At 62.2% G+C, this 14967-nt stretch carries 16 protein-coding genes; 7 read left to right on the top strand and 9 right to left on the bottom strand.

Features of this window, described 5'->3' with window-relative positions:
- The 4 genes from GVL52_RS19385 to GVL52_RS19370 all read right to left on the bottom strand — a co-directional run.
- A partial coding sequence (locus GVL52_RS19385) for a DUF2207 domain-containing protein (RefSeq protein ID WP_160010128.1) occupies window positions 1–1905 on the bottom strand: 1905 nt, incomplete at its 3' end.
- A 42-nt stretch (window positions 1906–1947) separates the two neighbouring features.
- The gene (locus GVL52_RS19380; protein ID WP_160010126.1) at window positions 1948–3207 is read right to left on the bottom strand and encodes a 3-phosphoshikimate 1-carboxyvinyltransferase; all 1260 of its coding nucleotides are present in this window, start codon (window positions 3205–3207) and stop codon (window positions 1948–1950) included.
- Window positions 3208–3301: 94 nt separating this feature from the next.
- A complete protein-coding gene (locus GVL52_RS19375) occupies window positions 3302–3853 on the bottom strand; it encodes a LemA family protein (RefSeq protein WP_160010124.1) in 552 nt (183 codons plus the stop codon).
- Between the two features lie 363 nt (window positions 3854–4216).
- Window positions 4217–5191: a glycine--tRNA ligase subunit alpha gene (locus GVL52_RS19370; protein ID WP_160010122.1), complete on the bottom strand. Its 975-nt coding sequence runs from the start codon at window positions 5189–5191 to the stop codon at window positions 4217–4219.
- Window positions 5192–5442: 251 nt separating this feature from the next.
- Here GVL52_RS19370 and GVL52_RS19365 point away from each other — a divergent pair, with 251 nt between their 5' ends.
- Both GVL52_RS19365 and GVL52_RS19360 read left to right on the top strand, forming a co-directional pair.
- Window positions 5443–5733 carry a hypothetical protein gene (locus tag GVL52_RS19365; RefSeq protein ID WP_160010120.1) on the top strand — a complete coding sequence of 97 codons (291 nt, stop codon included), beginning with the start codon at window positions 5443–5445 and terminating at the stop codon, window positions 5731–5733.
- Window positions 5723–6037: a type II toxin-antitoxin system RelE/ParE family toxin gene (locus GVL52_RS19360; protein WP_160010118.1), complete on the top strand. Its 315-nt coding sequence runs from the start codon at window positions 5723–5725 to the stop codon at window positions 6035–6037. Before GVL52_RS19365 ends, GVL52_RS19360 begins: the two co-directional genes overlap by 11 nt.
- Window positions 6038–6063: 26 nt before the next feature.
- Here the strand turns inward: GVL52_RS19360 and GVL52_RS19355 are convergent, their stop codons facing one another.
- Window positions 6064–6255, bottom strand: a complete 192-nt coding sequence (locus tag GVL52_RS19355) for a hypothetical protein (RefSeq protein ID WP_160010116.1) — start codon at window positions 6253–6255, stop codon at window positions 6064–6066.
- A gap of 76 nt (window positions 6256–6331) precedes the next feature.
- The gene (locus GVL52_RS19350) at window positions 6332–7192 is read right to left on the bottom strand and encodes a S49 family peptidase (protein WP_160010114.1); all 861 of its coding nucleotides are present in this window, start codon (window positions 7190–7192) and stop codon (window positions 6332–6334) included.
- 173 nt (window positions 7193–7365) lie between these two features.
- Between GVL52_RS19350 and GVL52_RS19345 the strand changes: the two genes are divergently transcribed.
- Complete coding sequence (locus tag GVL52_RS19345; RefSeq protein WP_160010112.1) at window positions 7366–8706, top strand: Nramp family divalent metal transporter; 1341 nt, start codon at window positions 7366–7368, stop codon at window positions 8704–8706.
- A 55-nt stretch (window positions 8707–8761) separates the two neighbouring features.
- Here GVL52_RS19345 and GVL52_RS19340 read toward each other — a convergent pair whose 3' ends face one another.
- Both GVL52_RS19340 and GVL52_RS19335 read right to left on the bottom strand, forming a co-directional pair.
- Window positions 8762–9547: a tRNA1(Val) (adenine(37)-N6)-methyltransferase gene (locus tag GVL52_RS19340; protein WP_160010110.1), complete on the bottom strand. Its 786-nt coding sequence runs from the start codon at window positions 9545–9547 to the stop codon at window positions 8762–8764.
- Between the two features lie 6 nt (window positions 9548–9553).
- Window positions 9554–9781: a DUF2007 domain-containing protein gene (locus GVL52_RS19335; protein WP_160010108.1), complete on the bottom strand. Its 228-nt coding sequence runs from the start codon at window positions 9779–9781 to the stop codon at window positions 9554–9556.
- Between the two features lie 109 nt (window positions 9782–9890).
- Between GVL52_RS19335 and GVL52_RS19330 the strand changes: the two genes are divergently transcribed.
- The 4 genes from GVL52_RS19330 (at window position 9891) to moaB (ending at window position 14319) form a co-directional block, all read left to right on the top strand.
- Complete coding sequence (locus GVL52_RS19330) at window positions 9891–10907, top strand: polyprenyl synthetase family protein (RefSeq protein ID WP_160010106.1); 1017 nt, start codon at window positions 9891–9893, stop codon at window positions 10905–10907.
- A 129-nt stretch (window positions 10908–11036) separates the two neighbouring features.
- Window positions 11037–12869, top strand: a complete 1833-nt coding sequence (locus GVL52_RS19325; protein ID WP_160010104.1) for a tetratricopeptide repeat protein — start codon at window positions 11037–11039, stop codon at window positions 12867–12869.
- A 6-nt stretch (window positions 12870–12875) separates the two neighbouring features.
- Complete coding sequence (locus GVL52_RS19320; RefSeq protein WP_160010102.1) at window positions 12876–13781, top strand: 4-(cytidine 5'-diphospho)-2-C-methyl-D-erythritol kinase; 906 nt, start codon at window positions 12876–12878, stop codon at window positions 13779–13781.
- A complete protein-coding gene (gene moaB, locus GVL52_RS19315; protein WP_160010100.1) occupies window positions 13768–14319 on the top strand; it encodes a molybdenum cofactor biosynthesis protein B in 552 nt (183 codons plus the stop codon). The genes GVL52_RS19320 and moaB overlap by 14 nt, the downstream gene beginning before the upstream one ends.
- A gap of 6 nt (window positions 14320–14325) precedes the next feature.
- Here the strand turns inward: moaB and GVL52_RS19310 are convergent, their stop codons facing one another.
- On the bottom strand, window positions 14326–14844 hold the full coding sequence (locus tag GVL52_RS19310) for a glycosyl transferase (RefSeq protein WP_160010098.1): 519 nt from the start codon (window positions 14842–14844) through the stop codon (window positions 14326–14328).
- Window positions 14845–14967 lie beyond the last annotated feature (123 nt).

Genomic DNA, 14967 nt, shown 5'->3' with positions numbered 1-14967 from the left:
GCCGCCACCACCGCCGCCACTGCTGCCGAAGCCGGAGGAGGAACTGGGTGGTGGGGTCGGCAGCGTCGAGGCGATGGTCGATGCCATCGATGACGAGAAGCCGCCGATGCGGTCGGAGAAATTGCCGCTGCTGAAATTTCCGGAATACCAGCCGGGGTGATAGGCGGCGGCACCGGCAACGCCTGCGGCAGCCGCTGCAAGCCAGACCTCGAAGGTCCGGCTCCACGGCTTTTCGACACCGAGCGCCACGGCATAGGGCAACAGCTTTTCGAAATGCTGCGGCGACATCTCAGGCGCGCCTGCGGTGTTCATCCGGTCTTTCTCGGCCAGCGTCAGATATTGCCTGAGGCCATCGATGCCATCCATCATCTTCGAGCCGAGCGGTGTCGGCGCGCCCATGATGAAGACGTAGAGGATGTTGAGCAGCACGATGCCGCCGACAGCAAAGATCATCGGCGTCTCGTGCAGTTCCATCAGCGAGGAGAGCAGCCCGAGCAACAGCGTCGAGATCATGCTGAAGCCGACGAAGACGATAAAGGCGATGGAGACCACCGCCATGATCTTGGACCCAAGCGATTTTCCCGGCCGGAACGACTTGGCCACACCGCCGATGAAGACGGAGACAAACACCGAGATGACGATAGGGATGACCATCATGACGATGGTCTCCGGCTCCAGCGAGCCGAAGACGAACAGCGCCAGCAGGCAGGCGACGCTGAGCACGATGCCGCCGATGGTGTAGCCGATGTTGGAATTGTAGTAGCGGCCGCGATGCTCGCGTTCGATGGCGGAACGGAATTTCTCGCCAACGGATTTGACCCGCTCGCCATTGGCCTTGTCGATGGTCAGCGAGCCTCTGCCGCCAACCGCGTTGAGCAGGCTCGCCTCGCCGGCCTCGAATTTCACCCCGACGTTCGGCTTGTCGGTGCGGCGGATAACGATCGACTGCTTCATATCCTCAAGCACGACGAAACCGCACACTGCCAGATTGAGGGCTGCCGCCGATAGCGCCGTCCAGCCCTGGCCGGAAAAGCCACGGTTGTCGATATAGTTGACCAGCGCCGGCGAAATGCCATCGGGCGCATCCCAGCGCGGGACGACGACGCCGCGCTGGGGGTCGCGGCCGACCTTCAGCCATGAGCGGGTGTAGTAGAGGAAGACCAGCAACAAGCCGCCGAAGCCGATCAGGTAGTCGCGGTTGTCGCTCAGCCACCAGCGGTTCGCCTCGCTGCCCGATGGCGGATCGATCGAGCCCTTCGGCATCTTGATGGCGATGGTCAGCCCTTCGCCGGGGCCGAGCGGTTGGGTGGTCGCGAACGAGACCGTGCCGCCGCGGTTGCTGGCGCGGGCATTCTGATCGGTTGCGCCGAGCGGGCCGGTGAAGACGTTGGTATCCGTGGCGCTGACGCCCGGTGGAAGCGTGACGTTTGATGTGGCGGACAGGATCGGGAAGATCCAGCCATTGCCGGTGACGTTCCAGTAGAGTTCGTCGTGATCGTCGAAATAGCGGATCTGGCGGCCGGTGCGGTAGGTGAAGACGTATTGATGGCGGCCCTGGGTGAGCATCACGTCGGGCGAACCGGCATAGATGCGGATGCCGTTGGTGATCGTCTCGGTGCGCGAGGGTTCGTCGTGGCCGTCACGAGTGACCGAGATCAGGTCGAAATCCACACGGATCGTCCGACCTTCGGCATTCTTCAGCGTCAGCGGGAAATCGCGAAAGATGCCGCGACGGATCTGGTTGCCCTCGGCATTGACGGTGATGGTTTCCGCCACCGTCATCGTGCCGCTCTTTTCGAGCGCGATGTTGGAGACGTAGGAATTGATGACCTCGGCCGCCCACAGCGGGCCGGCGGCCATCATCAGCACCAATGCAAGGCAAAGACCAGAAAGCCGCCGGATCATCTCACTCCCCCGCCCGCGGCTCTCCTGCCGCTTCAAATGGTATCAGCCCTCGTCCGCATAGGTGACGCCGAGCGCTGCCAGCGCACGCCAGTAGGACGGGAAGGTCTTGCCGACGCAATCCGGGTCCAGAATGGTGATGCCGTCGATCTTCAGGCCGGCCAGCGCAAAGCTCATGGCGATGCGGTGATCGGCGAAGGTGTCGATATCAGCAGGCAGGCGCTGGCCAGCAAGAGCAGGATCGGCGGCAACAACGAGGTCGTCCCCCTCTTCCGTCGCAAGGCCGGCGCGGATGTTGTTGAGGCCGGTCGAGACCGCCCGGATGCGGTCGCATTCCTTGACGCGCAGATTGGCGATGCCGACGAAGCGCACCGGCGTTTCGTTGAAGGCGGCCAGCACGGCGATCGTCGGGACCGCGTCCTGCATCTGCGAGCCGTCGATGACAGCGGGCAAATGCGGGAACTGGCGGATGACGTCGTATGCCTCCGCATCCGGCTGGGTGAAGTCGGCATTGGCGACGCCGAGGTCGATGGCACCCTTGGTCAGCACTTCGGCGGCCCAGAGATAGGTGGCGGCGGAGGCATCCGGTTCGACGACGAAATCCGTCGCCGTGTAGCCGGTCGGCTCGATCACCCAGGAGGACGGCGTCGGCTGGGTAACCTTGGCGCCGAAGGCGCGCATGGCGGCAAGCGTCAGGTCGATATAGCCACGGGCGCCGATATCGGCACCGGCAAGCTCGATGGTGAACGGCTCGGAACCGCAGGCGGCTGCCATCTGCAGGGCAGAGACATACTGGCTGGAGAGACCGGCATCGATGACAACCTTGTTCTGCGAGAAGCGGCCGGTGGCATCGATGGTGACAGGCGGGCAGCCGGTCGGCGCATCGATCGAAACACCCAGCGATTTCAATGCGTCGACCAGCGGCTTGATCGGCCGCTTGCGCATGTGTTCATCGCCATCGACGACGTAGCGGCCATGGCCGAGCGCCAAGGCTGCCGTCAGGAAGCGGGTGGCGGTGCCGGCGTTGCCGAGGAAGAGCGCTGCATCAGGGGCGTTCAGCTCGCCCACGCTGGTGACGACGAAGGTGGTGGCATCGGGCTCGTCGACGGTGACACCCATGGCGCGCAGGGCGTCGGCCATGTAGCGGGTGTCATCGCTCTTCAGGGCGCCTGTCAGCCGGCTGGTGCCCCTGGCGAGGCCGGCCAGCAGCAGAGCGCGGTTGGTGATCGACTTCGAGCCGGGGGGCACGGCGCGGCCGGAAAGCGGCTTGCCGGGAGGGATGATGGTGAGCTTGTCTTTACTCATTACCTTGTCTTTTCCGTCCATTGCGCGGGAGCCGTTGCCGGCCACGATCTTTCCCTGCTCATAGCAGCTTTTCCGCAAAGGCAAATGGCGGATGTCAGAACTTTACCGTGGGAACGGCGCGATCGGCCTCGTTGGTGATCTCGAAATAGTCGCGCTTCTGGAAGCCGAACTGGCCGGCAACGAGGTTCGACGGGAAGCTCTCGACCTTGACGTTGAGATCGCGGGCGGCACCATTGTAATAACGCCGCGCCATCTGGATCTCGCTTTCCATGGTTTCGAGCGAGCTCTGCAATTCGCGGAAATTCTCGTTGGCCTTCAGGTCGGGATAGGCTTCGGCAAGCGCCATGACGCGGCCAAGTGCGGCCCCAAGCAGGCCTTCGGCCTGGGCACGACCGGCGACATCGCCCGTGGGTACCGCCTGCGCCTGGTTTCTGAGCTTGACGACCTCTTCGAGCGTCGTCTTCTCGTGGCTGGCGTAGCCCTTGACCGTCTCGATCAGGTTGGGGATGAGATCAGCGCGGCGCTTCAGCTGCACATCGATACCGGACCAGGCTTCTTCCGCCATCTGGCGGGCGCGGACCAGGCCGTTGTAGATGAAGACGACATAGAGCGCGACCAGAACGATGGCGCCAAGAATGATGTACATCGCAAATCCCCCGAGACGACGTCGAACTGGTGGCGAGACTATGCGGGATGCTGCGGCTTGTCATCCCGGATTTGAGGCGGATTCCGGCTGAATTTGGGCCGGATTTGGCATTGCACCGCGCGGGCGATCAGAAGTGGGTAGTGAAATCTCGCGATACCGGCGATCAACAAAAACGCTTATGTTGATGGCGAATCAGCCGACGGCGGCGGGATTCAACACCGTGTCACGAGGATCAGCAGCCCATGAGCGCAGTCATCTTCCTGCTCAACATTCTTGCCATCGGATCGTTTTTCGTGTTTCAGCGCGCGCCCCGTTTTGAAGCGCGCACTGTCGAGATCAGGGCCGACAAACGTCGCTGATCGCTCAGGCAGCCGCCTTTGCGAGATTGACGCCACCGGCATCGGTCAAGAGGAAGGCTTCGCCGCAGGCCTTGGCCAGCGTGCGCACGCGCAGGATATAGCTCTGGCGCTCTGTCACCGAAATCACGCCGCGAGCATCCAAGAGATTAAAGACGTGGCTGGCCTTGATGCACTGGTCGTAAGCCGGGAAGACGCACTTGTGCAGCTTCTGGTTATCGTTGTCACCGGGAGCGCCGGCCGCCAGCAGCGCCTGGCATTCCTTTTCGGCATCGATGAAGTGACGGTGCAGCATCTCGGTGTTGGCATATTCGAAATTGTGGCGTGAGTATTCCTGCTCGGCCTGCAGGAAGACGTCGCCGTAGCTGATCTTCTCGTCGCCTTCGCGGCCGTTGAAGTTCAGATCATAGACGTTGTCGACGCCCTGGACATACATGGCCAGACGCTCGAGACCATAGGTGAGTTCGCCGGCAACCGGCGAGCATTCGAGGCCGCAGACCTGCTGGAAGTAGGTGAACTGCGAGACTTCCATCCCATCGCACCAGCACTCCCAGCCGAGACCCCAGGCGCCCAGCGTCGGGCTTTCCCAATCGTCCTCGACGAAGCGGACATCGTGCAGCAGCGGATCGAGACCGATCGCCGCCAGCGAACCGAGGTAGAGTTCCTGCAGGTTCGGCGGGTTCGGCTTCAGGATCACCTGGTACTGGTAATAATGCTGAAGACGGTTGGGATTCTCGCCATAGCGACCATCGGACGGGCGGCGCGACGGCTGCACGTAGGCGGCCTTCCACGGTTTGGGGCCAAGCGCGCGCAGCGTCGTTGCCGGATGGAAAGTGCCGGCGCCGACTTCCATGTCGTAAGGCTGCAGCACTGCGCAACCCTTGTCCGCCCAGTAGCTGTGCAGCGTCAGGATCAGCGCCTGGAACGAGCGCTTCGGGTTCATGTGGTCGGGGATGCTGGATGCAGATACTGGTGCAGACATGGGTGCCGTCGCCGTTCGATTGGTTTGATCGGGCGACAGGTGCCACGCGCGGCGGTGGGGGTCAAGAGTTTCGGCGGCGGCAGGTCGTCTATGTGCGATCGTTCGCGGTTATCGGGCGTTGGCGTCGTCGCGGATGCCCTGGCCGAAGCGCCCAAGCGGCCAGTTTTCGATCTCCAGCCCCGCAGTTTGCAGGGAGGACAAGCAGCATTCGTTGTTTTATACTGCGGTTACGTTTTGCCCTGGAGACGACCATGAACGTCAAGAACACCGTGACGCTATCGGACGAAGATCTTCGCTATGCCGAAGAACTGGTCGAGGATGGACGGTATCCGAGCGTCGATGAGGTGATCCGTGATGGGCTGGCGCGGATACGGCGGGAGGATCAGGCGGCGGACGATCCGGTCGCCGGCATGGCTGATGAAATCAGGCGGCGGATGGAATTGCCTAGGGATCAATGGATTCCCTTGGAGGGCGACACCATGTTCGACGAGGTAAGAGCCCTCATCCGTGAACGGAAAGCGGCAAAGCAGAATGGCGTATAGGGTTACGCGCCATCCCCTCGTCAAAAGCGATCTTGTTGGTATTTCGACCCTGGTTGGCGAGTACGCCGGCTATGAGGTCGCTGAAACAAAAATCGATGAGATAGAGCACAAGCTTTACTCTCTCACGGATTTCCCCAAGATCGGCACGATCCGTGATGACATCCATCCCGGTCTACGGGCGGTTCCGGCCTCCGAAAAGGCCGTCGTCTGCTTCACGGTCGATGACCTCACACATTCCGTCTTCATCATCTGCATCAGCTACGGCGGAGCGGATTGGCAGGCTCGCGTTCAGGAGCGGAGCTGACCTGCGAGACCGTCAGCCTGCCCCCCTCACTCATCATCCTTCTTCAAATGATACTCCCCCGTCACCGGGTCCTTGACCAAGGTGCCGATCGCGCCGGTCTGCTGTTCCTTCTGGGCGCGACGCGACTTGGCGGCGAGCCGCTTGGCTTCCGCCACGAAGCGGCGGTAGAGGAGCCAGGCGCCCAGGACGAGCACACCCATGATCAAAAGCTGCGGCATGTCGTCTGTCTTCTTCTCTCGTTGTTTCGGCGCAATTCCAGACGCAACACCGCGCTGCACTTTTGCTGGAATTGCTTTAGAGGCCGTATCGGCCCCACAATGCCTTGTCTTCGGCGGTCTCGACAAGTCCCGCTGCGAAGCCGGAGGCGATGCCATCCAGCGATGCCGATGATATGCCGGGAATGCGGCGTCCGAAAAGCCCCTTTGACGGGGTGACGAGTGCAAGCTTGGTCTTGGTGCCGTAGCGCTTCTTCAGCTCCTGGCGCATGTCGCCGAGGCCGTCGATCAGGCCGAGCTCGAGGCCACGGGTGCCGGTCCAGAACAGTCCGGAGAAGACCGCTTCGTCGTCGCGGAGCTTGCCGGCGCGGCGTTCGCGCACCATCGAGATGAAGATCTGGTGGATCTCCAGCTGCAGCGTCTTCAGATACTCGATGTCCTTTTCCTTTTCCGGCTGGAACGGATCGAGGATCACCTTGTTTTCGCCTGCCGTGTAGACGCGGCGCTCGACGCCGATCTTCTTCAGCAGTTCCGGGAAGCCGAAGCCGCCGGAGACGACGCCGATCGAGCCGACGATCGAGGTCGGGTCAGCGATGATCTCGTCACCGGCCAGCGCAATCATGTAGCCGCCGGAGGCCGCGACGTCCTCGACGAAGACGATGACCTTCTTCTGCTTTTCGCGGGCCAGCTCGCGGATGCGGGTGAAGATCAGCCGCGACTGCACCGGCGAGCCGCCTGGCGAATTGATCGAAATGGCGACGGCTGGCGCATCCTTGAAATCGAAGGCCTTTTCGAGAACCTGGGCGGTCGAGGCCAGGTTCAGCGCCGGACGGAACTGGCTGCCGCCGCTCATGATCGCACCCTGGAGACGGACGACCGGGATAACGATGCCCTCCTTGCGGAAGCGCTTCGGCATCAGTCTTCTCAAAAATCCGGCCATCATCAATCCTTCGTGCAGGCTGCTTGAAACGTCCCTCCCATGTATGCGTCGGAACGGCAAACGCAATGGCTCGGACGCAAAACATCTGCGCACAAAGTTTCTTGTTGCGAATGACTTGCATTATCATTCTAAAGCGCCATACTATCCATATTGAAGAGACAGGTGGATACTGCATGGACATCGTGAAACCGAAGGCAAAGACGGGCTGGCGCCATGAGCGCGAAGAGGCCTCGATGGCCGATGTCCATCGCTCGATCAGCACGGCCAAGGGTGCGTCGCGCTGGCGGCGCATCTCGGCGTTTCTGGGGCCGGGCTATCTCGTCGCCGTTGGTTATATGGACCCCGGCAACTGGTCGACCTCGCTCGCCGGTGGTTCGAAGTTCGGCTACACGCTGCTGACGGTGGCGCTGCTGTCGAACCTGATGGCGATCGTGCTGCAGTCTCTCTGCGCCCGGCTTGCGATCGGCTCCGGCCGCGACCTGGCGCAGGCCTGTCGCGACGCGTTTCCGAGATGGGTATCGGTGCCGCTCTGGCTATTTGCCGAAATCGCCATCATCGCCACCGATATCGCCGAGGTGATCGGCACGGCGATCGGCCTCAACCTGCTGTTCGGCATTCCGCTGGAACTCGGCGTCATCATCACCGCGCTCGACGTTTTCCTCATCCTCTACCTGCAGAAGGTCGGCTTCCGCTGGGTGGAAGCCTTCGTGATCGCGCTGCTCGCCATCATCACCATCTGCTTCGGCGTGCAGATCTTCATGGCCGATCCGCAGTGGGGCGACGTCGTCCGTGGCTTCTTCCCGACCACCGAGATCGTCTCCAATCCGGAGATGCTCTATCTGGCGCTCGGCATTCTCGGCGCTACCGTGATGCCGCACAATCTCTATCTCCATTCCGGCATCGTGCAGACCCGCGACTATGGCCATACCGTGCCGGAAAAGCGCGAGGCGCTGACCTTTGCAACGATCGACTCGACCGTGGCGCTGTGCATCGCGCTTGTCATCAATGCCTCGATCCTGATCCTCGCAGCCGCCGCCTTCCATGCCCATGGCAAGACCGACGTGGTGGAACTCGGCGAGGCATCGTCGCTGCTGGCACCGCTGCTGGGCCTTGCCATCGCGCCAACCCTGTTCGGCATTGCGCTGCTCTGCTGCGGCCTGAATTCGACAGTGACGGCGACGATGGCCGGGCAGATCATCATGGAAGGGTTTTTGAAAATCCGGCTGCAGCCTTGGGTGCGGCGCCTGATCACCCGCGCCATCGCCATCATCCCGGCCGCCTTCGTGACGATCTGGTACGGCGATGCGGGCACGGCGGAGCTGCTGATCCTGACGCAGGTGGTGCTCAGCCTGCAGCTGTCGTTTGCGGTGTTCCCGCTGGTGATGTTTACCGCCAACAAGGCGAAGATGGGCGCGCTGGTGGCGCCGCTCTGGCTCAGCGCCATCGCCTACACGATCGCCGTCGTCATTGCCGGACTGAACATCAAGCTGCTGTTCGATTTCGTGATCGGCTAGCAATGCAGCATCGTGCCGGGCGGGTCTTCCGCCCGGAGTTGCGCCGAACGAAAGGCTAGCGCCTGAGATAGGCGCGCCTGCCATTGTTCAGGTCGTCGACAAGGGGGGAGAACTTGTGTGATCCCTCCTGGTGCATGATGAGCGGTGCGCGCATCGACAGCCTTGCGCGCGATCCCTTGATCCCCGTCACCAGAATGCGCACGGCATTTTCACCGCCGCGGGGGTGAATGGCCGTCACTTCTATGCCGCCGAAACGTCTGCCGCAGGCGGCGACGATCTCCGCGATCGATTCAGGACGGGCAATCAGAGACAGTTGCCCACCCGGCATCATGATGGCGTTGGCTGTGCGCAGCCAGCTTTCGAACAGGTCTTCGGTCATCGCATGCGCCTCGGCCTTCAGCGCATCGGGCGTCTTGCGGTCGCCGGGATCGTTGAAGGGCGGGTTCATGATGACGTGGTGGAAGCTTTCGTCGGTGAGGCCGGCCTCATTGCGCGCCTTGGCCTTCAGCGTCACATCCGCCTCGATGACAGAGATGCGGCCGGCCATATGGGCATTTTCGGCAAGCAGGATGCTGCGGCGGGCATAGTCGGCCATTTCTGCCGACCGTTCGAACAGCACGACCTCGGCATTCGACAGGCGCGAGGCAAGGGCAAAACCCGCGGCACCCGCACCGGCGCCAAGATCGGCCACCCTTATCTTGCGGTCGTCGGCGACCAGCGAGGCCAGCAGCATCGCGTCCATGCCGGAGCGGTGGCCCCTGCCCTTCGGCTGCACCACATGGAAGCGGCCGCGATGGAAGGCATCGATGGTTTCCTCAACATCTGTTGTGGCGTCTGACATGGGCAGTCACTTCTCAGTGCGGAGTTCGTCGCCGAGACCGGCGTCCACAAGGATGCGCCGGGCCTGATCGGCATGGTCCTCATCCACCAGAAGACGGCGCGGCAGCATGCCGAGCGAGCCCTCCGGAATGCTCATGCCCTGATCGGCGATGAAGCAGTGGATGCCGGCATCCTTCATCAGGCTTTGCGCGAAAGAAAGCAGCACGGGATCGTTGGCGCGAATAAGTTCATGCATTTACCGTTAAATCCCTTTCAATTTTCCGCGACGTGGCAATTTCGCCTCTTGCCGCTTCTGCCGCCCCTTTCTATTGTCAAATTCAATCAGTGAACAGGAGTCCGGGTCGTTGGGCGTGGTCATACCGCTTGAAGAAAGCAAAAACAAACTGGCATCCGTCAAGCCGTTGGTGGATCTAACCAAGGCAGACATGGATCGGGTCAACCAGTTGATCCTTTCAAAGGCCGGTTCCGACGTCCAGATGATTCCGGAGGTGGCAAACCATCTCATCTCATCCGGCGGCAAGCGCCTGCGTCCGATGCTGACCCTGGCCTCATCCGTGCTGTTCGGCTACCAGGGTGAGAACCACATCAAGCTCGCCACATCGGTCGAGTTCATGCACACAGCAACGCTGCTGCATGACGACGTCGTCGATGAAAGCGATCTGCGCCGCGGCAAGTCCACCGCCCGGATGATCTGGGGCAACCAGGCAAGCGTTCTGGTCGGCGACTTCCTGCTAGGCCAGGCATTCCGGATGATGGTCGATGTCGGCTCGCTCGATGCGCTCGATGTCCTATCGTCGGCGGCTTGCGTGATCGCCGAGGGCGAAGTGCTGCAGCTGTCCGTTGCCAAGAACATGGAGACGACCGAGGACGATTATCTCGCTGTCATCCGCGCCAAGACGGCAGCGCTGTTTGCCGCCGCCGCCGAAGTCGGCCCGATCGTTGCCGACGCCGGCAAGGCTGGCCGCAACGCGATGAAGTCCTATGGCATGAACCTCGGGCTGGCCTTCCAGCTGGTCGATGACGCGCTGGATTACGGCGGCAAGGCTGCCGATCTCGGCAAGAATGTCGGCGACGATTTCCGCGAGGGCAAGATCACGCTTCCGGTCATCTTGGCCTATCGCCGCGGCACCGAGGACGAGCGCGCCTTCTGGCGCAAGGCGATCGAAGGTGGCGACAGCAGCGACCAGAACCTCGAAAAGGCGCTGGGGCTGATCACCAAATACGGAACGCTGAACGACACGATCGGTCGGGCGGTCCATTACGGCACGATTGCACGCGATGCACTCGCACCCCTTCCCGACACGGCATGGAAATCCGCCCTGATGGAAGTCATCGACTTCTGCATCGAGCGCGTCAATTAACCGACGATCATTGATCCAAGGCTGATTTTCTTGCGGGGGCGCTTCAAAAAAGCCATCCTGTCGTGAATCAGTCTTCTCAACTGATTTTGCAGCCGGCCGATGCTGGCTGCCCCGAAGAAAGGTTTTCTAATGCGGCGGAAATTTGCCATTCGTCTTCTTTCGAGCGCAGCCCTTGCGGCAGTCCTGTCGCTGGGTGTGCTTGGCGGCGCCAATGCCGAAGACGCGGCCAAGACGGACGACGCCACCGCCAATGTGATCTTCGATCCCGACAGTGTGGATACCTTTGCCGGCGCGCTTCTGGCTGCCCGGACCGCCGATGTCGATCACGATTACGAGACCGCGATCGCGCTCTACAAGAAGGCGCTACAGATCGAGCCCGGCAATCCTGAAATTCGCCAGCGGCTGATGATCTCGCTGCTTCTGAACGGCGACATCAAGGACAGCGTGCGCTATGCCAACGACCTGAAGAACGATCCGAGCATCGAGCGCCTGTCGACCATCGTGCGCGGCGCCGACGCCATTCGCCGCGGCGAGTTCAAGACCGCAGAAACCGCTCTGAAGACCACCGGCCCGACCGATCTCGACCGGGTGATGAACGACCTGATGGCTGCCTGGGCTCACCTTGGCGCCGGCAAGGGCAAGGAAGCGCTGGCGCAGATCGAGAAGATGAAGGGGCCGGACTGGCTCTCGATCTTTCAGAACTACAATGCCGGTGCGATCGCCATCGTGAACGGCGACGTGCGCTCGGCCCGCAAGCACCTGAACGATGCCGTGCTGGACAAGGACGGTGCCGCCACCGCCCCCGACACTTTCATGCGCGCCGTCATGGCGCTGGCCCGGCTCGAAGCGACGCAGGGCAACAAGCAGAAGGCGCTCGATACGATCTCCGTCGGCGACAACCTGCTGCCGAACTACGCGCCCCTCAATGCCCTGCGGCAGAGCGTCACCAATGGCGAAAAGCAGGTGCAGCAGATCACCACCGCCAAGCAGGGTGCTGCCGGCGTGCTGTTTTCGTTTGCCGGAGCGCTGAACCGCGACGGCGCCGAAGACATCGTCTCGCTCTACCTGCAGATCGCCCGTGCGCTCGATCCCGACAGCGCCGATGCGCTGGTGATGCTCGGCGGCATTGCCGAAAAGCAGAACCAGGTGGACCGCGCCATCGCGCTTTACCAGATGGTTCCCGACAACTCGCCGATGAGCCGGATCTCCGAGCTGCAGCTTGGCCTGGCGCTGGCCGAAGGCGGCAAGGTCGAGGAAGCGCGCAAGCATCTGCAGGGCCTGATCGAATCCGACCCCAAGGATATCCGCAGCTACCTCGCCTATGGCAGCGTTCTCTCCGACGCCAAGGACTATCCGGCGATGGCGGCGAATTACGACAAGGCCGTCGATATGATCGGGCCGCTGCCGGGCAAGAATGCCTGGACGGTGTTCTTCCAGCGTGGCATCGCCTATGAGCGCATCAAGCAGTGGGACAAGGCAGAGCCGAGCTTCCGCAAGGCGCTGGAACTCAACCCGAACCAGCCGCAGGTGCTGAATTATCTCGGCTATTCCTGGATCGACATGAACAAGAACCTCGACGAGGGTCTTGATATGATCAAGAAGGCCGTCGATCTGCGCCCTGACGACGGCTACATCATCGATTCGCTCGGCTGGGCCTATTTCCGCCTCGGCAGGTTCGATGACGCCGTCGATGAACTGGAACGCGCTGCCCAGATCAAGGCCGGCGATGCGACGATCAACGACCACCTTGGCGATGCCTACTGGCGCGTCGGGCGCAAGCTCGAGGCGGTCTACCAGTGGAACCGGGCGCTCGGTTCGGAGCCCGAGGCTGCCGAGATCCCGAAGATCAAGGAAAAGATCGCCAACGGCCTGCCTGCCGCGACCGACGACGCCAAGACGGTCGACAAGAAGATGCCCGATCCGGCCCCTGTCGATCCGAAGCCGGCCGACAAGAAGACCTGATCGTCCATGGCTGAGAATAGCGCCGCCCAGGGCGTGATCGTCAGCGAGGATGCCTTTGCCAAGATCAATCTGGCCCTGCATGTGACGGGCCAGAGACCCGACGGGTATCACCTGCTCGAGATGCTGGTGACCTTTGCCAGATGTGGCGATCGGCTGGAATTCTCACCGGCGGTCACCGACGCGTTTCACATCTCAGGCCGCTTTGGCGCGTTGCTGCAGGGCGATGGCGGCATCAATCTGGTGCTGAAGGCGCGCGATGCGCTGCGCAGTGCGGTGCTTGACGCAGGCGGCAGGGCGCCGGCTGTTCGCATTCACCTTCGCAAGGAGCTGCCGATCGCCTCCGGTATCGGCGGCGGCTCGGCGGATGCTGCTGCGACTTTGCGCGGCCTGATGCGGCTCTGGGGTATGGCACTGCCCGCCGAGACCATCGATGCGATTGCCATCAGCCTCGGCGCCGATGTGCCGATGTGTCTTGCCAGCCGGCCGCTGATGGCGCGCGGCATCGGCGATCGGATTGAAACAGTGGGCGAGATGCCGGCGTTTGCGATGGTGCTTGCCAATCCGCTGAAAGGGGTGTCGACGCCCGAGGTGTTTGGCAGGCTTGCGAGCAAGACCAACAAGGCGCTCGTCCTCACTCCAGAAGCATCGTGGCTCGACGCGCTTGGAACCATCCGCAACGATCTGGAACCGCCGGCCCGGGCGCTGCTGCCCGAGATCGCCACGATTTCCGACATGCTGACGGACGAAGGTGCGCTGTTCGTTCGAATGTCGGGCTCCGGGGCGACCTGCTTCGGCATCTTCGACAGCACCGCAAACGCTGAGGCTGCTGCCGCCGCCCTTCACGACAAGCGGCCGGACTGGTATTTCGAAGCAACGGAAACATTGGCGGGAGATGATCATGGCAGGCGTTGACGAGGCACGGCCGTTCATTCCCTTGGGTATTGCTGTCCTCACAGTCTCCGACACCCGCACGCCTGAAGACGACCGCTCCGGCGATACGCTGGCGGCGCGGATTGCCGACGCCGGCCACACGCTTGTCGCCCGCGCCATCGCCCCCGACGACAGGCAGGCCATATCGGATCAGGTGCGCGCCTGGACGCTGCAGGACGATATCGATGTGGTGATCACCACGGGCGGTACCGGCTTTACCGGCCGCGACGTGACACCCGAGGCGCTCGAGCCACTGTTCGACAAGCGGATGGACGGTTTTTCCGCGGTGTTCCACCGCATCTCCTACGACAAGATCGGCACCTCGACCATCCAGTCTCGGGCGACGGCGGGGCTGGTGAATGCGACCTTCGTCTTCGTGCTGCCCGGTTCGCCCGGCGCCTGCAAGGATGCCTGGGACGGCATCCTGAAGGCACAGCTCGACTATCGCCAGATGCCGTGCAATTTCGTGGAAATCATGCCGCGGCTGGATGAGCACCTGAAGCGTGGGGCTCAGGCGTAAGCAGGCTTACCCCCGCGCCGAACGCGCCACCCAGGAGGGGATCAGCTCGCTGGACAGCCTGCGCAGCTTCTGACCCTTGACGAATTCCGCCAGGTGCATGCCGCTGCGGGCCGCAGCCAAAGCCTGTTTCTTCGGCAGCAACAGGCCAAGTTCCAGCGGCGGTGATTGCCGCATGCGCTTGTAGAACGGCCGGCGGTATCCGCGCGAGGCGGTGAAGCGGGCCGGCAGCTTGTTCAGCGCCACATATTCGGCGATCTCGTCGATCCAGCCGCTCTGCGGGCGGGCACCAGGCTCGACGAAGAGCAGCCACTCGCCCCGCGCCTGAAGCAGTATCTCCTTGATATCCCAGTCGGAATGGAAGCGGCAGCCGGCCGCATCCGCCACCTTCGAGGAGCCGTCGCGCGAGCCGTGATCCAACACCACGACGTCACTGACAAGGCCTTCGATCGCGCCTGCAACCAGTACCGATAAAGTCTGCGCCAGTTCAGGTTCCTGATCCCGGCATTCCAAAACGACAGTCAACATTGCCCATTTATAGTGCGGCGCACAAAACAATACCAGCGACAGTTTTCCAATTTTGTTCTTGCATTGTTCTCTTTTCAGCGATAGGAATTTAATCACCAGAACAGATGGACGCTAGGCCTTTCC

The sequence above is a fragment of the Rhizobium sp. 18055 genome (genome assembly GCF_902706285.1).
GTDB lineage: Bacteria > Pseudomonadota > Alphaproteobacteria > Rhizobiales > Rhizobiaceae > Rhizobium.
The sequence above is the reverse complement of the archived record's forward strand: the minus strand, read 5'-3'. Positions and strand labels throughout refer to the sequence as shown.

What these genes read in the sequence shown, in the direction of transcription:
- GVL52_RS19350 (WP_160010114.1), bottom strand. Translation starts at nt 7,192, where the DNA reads ATGGCCGGATTTTTGAGAAGACTGATGCCGAAGCGCTTCCGCAAGGAG.
- GVL52_RS19360 (WP_160010118.1), top strand. Translation starts at nt 5,723, where the DNA reads ATGGCGTATAGGGTTACGCGCCATCCCCTCGTCAAAAGCGATCTTGTT.
- GVL52_RS19345 (WP_160010112.1), top strand. Translation starts at nt 7,366, where the DNA reads ATGGACATCGTGAAACCGAAGGCAAAGACGGGCTGGCGCCATGAGCGC.
- GVL52_RS19320 (WP_160010102.1), top strand. Translation starts at nt 12,876, where the DNA reads ATGGCTGAGAATAGCGCCGCCCAGGGCGTGATCGTCAGCGAGGATGCC.
- GVL52_RS19370 (WP_160010122.1), bottom strand. Translation starts at nt 5,191, where the DNA reads ATGTCTGCACCAGTATCTGCATCCAGCATCCCCGACCACATGAACCCG.
- GVL52_RS19310 (WP_160010098.1), bottom strand. Translation starts at nt 14,844, where the DNA reads ATGTTGACTGTCGTTTTGGAATGCCGGGATCAGGAACCTGAACTGGCG.
- GVL52_RS19375 (WP_160010124.1), bottom strand. Translation starts at nt 3,853, where the DNA reads ATGTACATCATTCTTGGCGCCATCGTTCTGGTCGCGCTCTATGTCGTC.
- GVL52_RS19335 (WP_160010108.1), bottom strand. Translation starts at nt 9,781, where the DNA reads ATGCATGAACTTATTCGCGCCAACGATCCCGTGCTGCTTTCTTTCGCG.
- moaB (WP_160010100.1), top strand. Translation starts at nt 13,768, where the DNA reads ATGGCAGGCGTTGACGAGGCACGGCCGTTCATTCCCTTGGGTATTGCT.
- GVL52_RS19365 (WP_160010120.1), top strand. Translation starts at nt 5,443, where the DNA reads ATGAACGTCAAGAACACCGTGACGCTATCGGACGAAGATCTTCGCTAT.
- GVL52_RS19340 (WP_160010110.1), bottom strand. Translation starts at nt 9,547, where the DNA reads ATGTCAGACGCCACAACAGATGTTGAGGAAACCATCGATGCCTTCCAT.
- GVL52_RS19355 (WP_160010116.1), bottom strand. Translation starts at nt 6,255, where the DNA reads ATGCCGCAGCTTTTGATCATGGGTGTGCTCGTCCTGGGCGCCTGGCTC.
- GVL52_RS19325 (WP_160010104.1), top strand. Translation starts at nt 11,037, where the DNA reads ATGCGGCGGAAATTTGCCATTCGTCTTCTTTCGAGCGCAGCCCTTGCG.
- GVL52_RS19380 (WP_160010126.1), bottom strand. Translation starts at nt 3,207, where the DNA reads ATGAGTAAAGACAAGCTCACCATCATCCCTCCCGGCAAGCCGCTTTCC.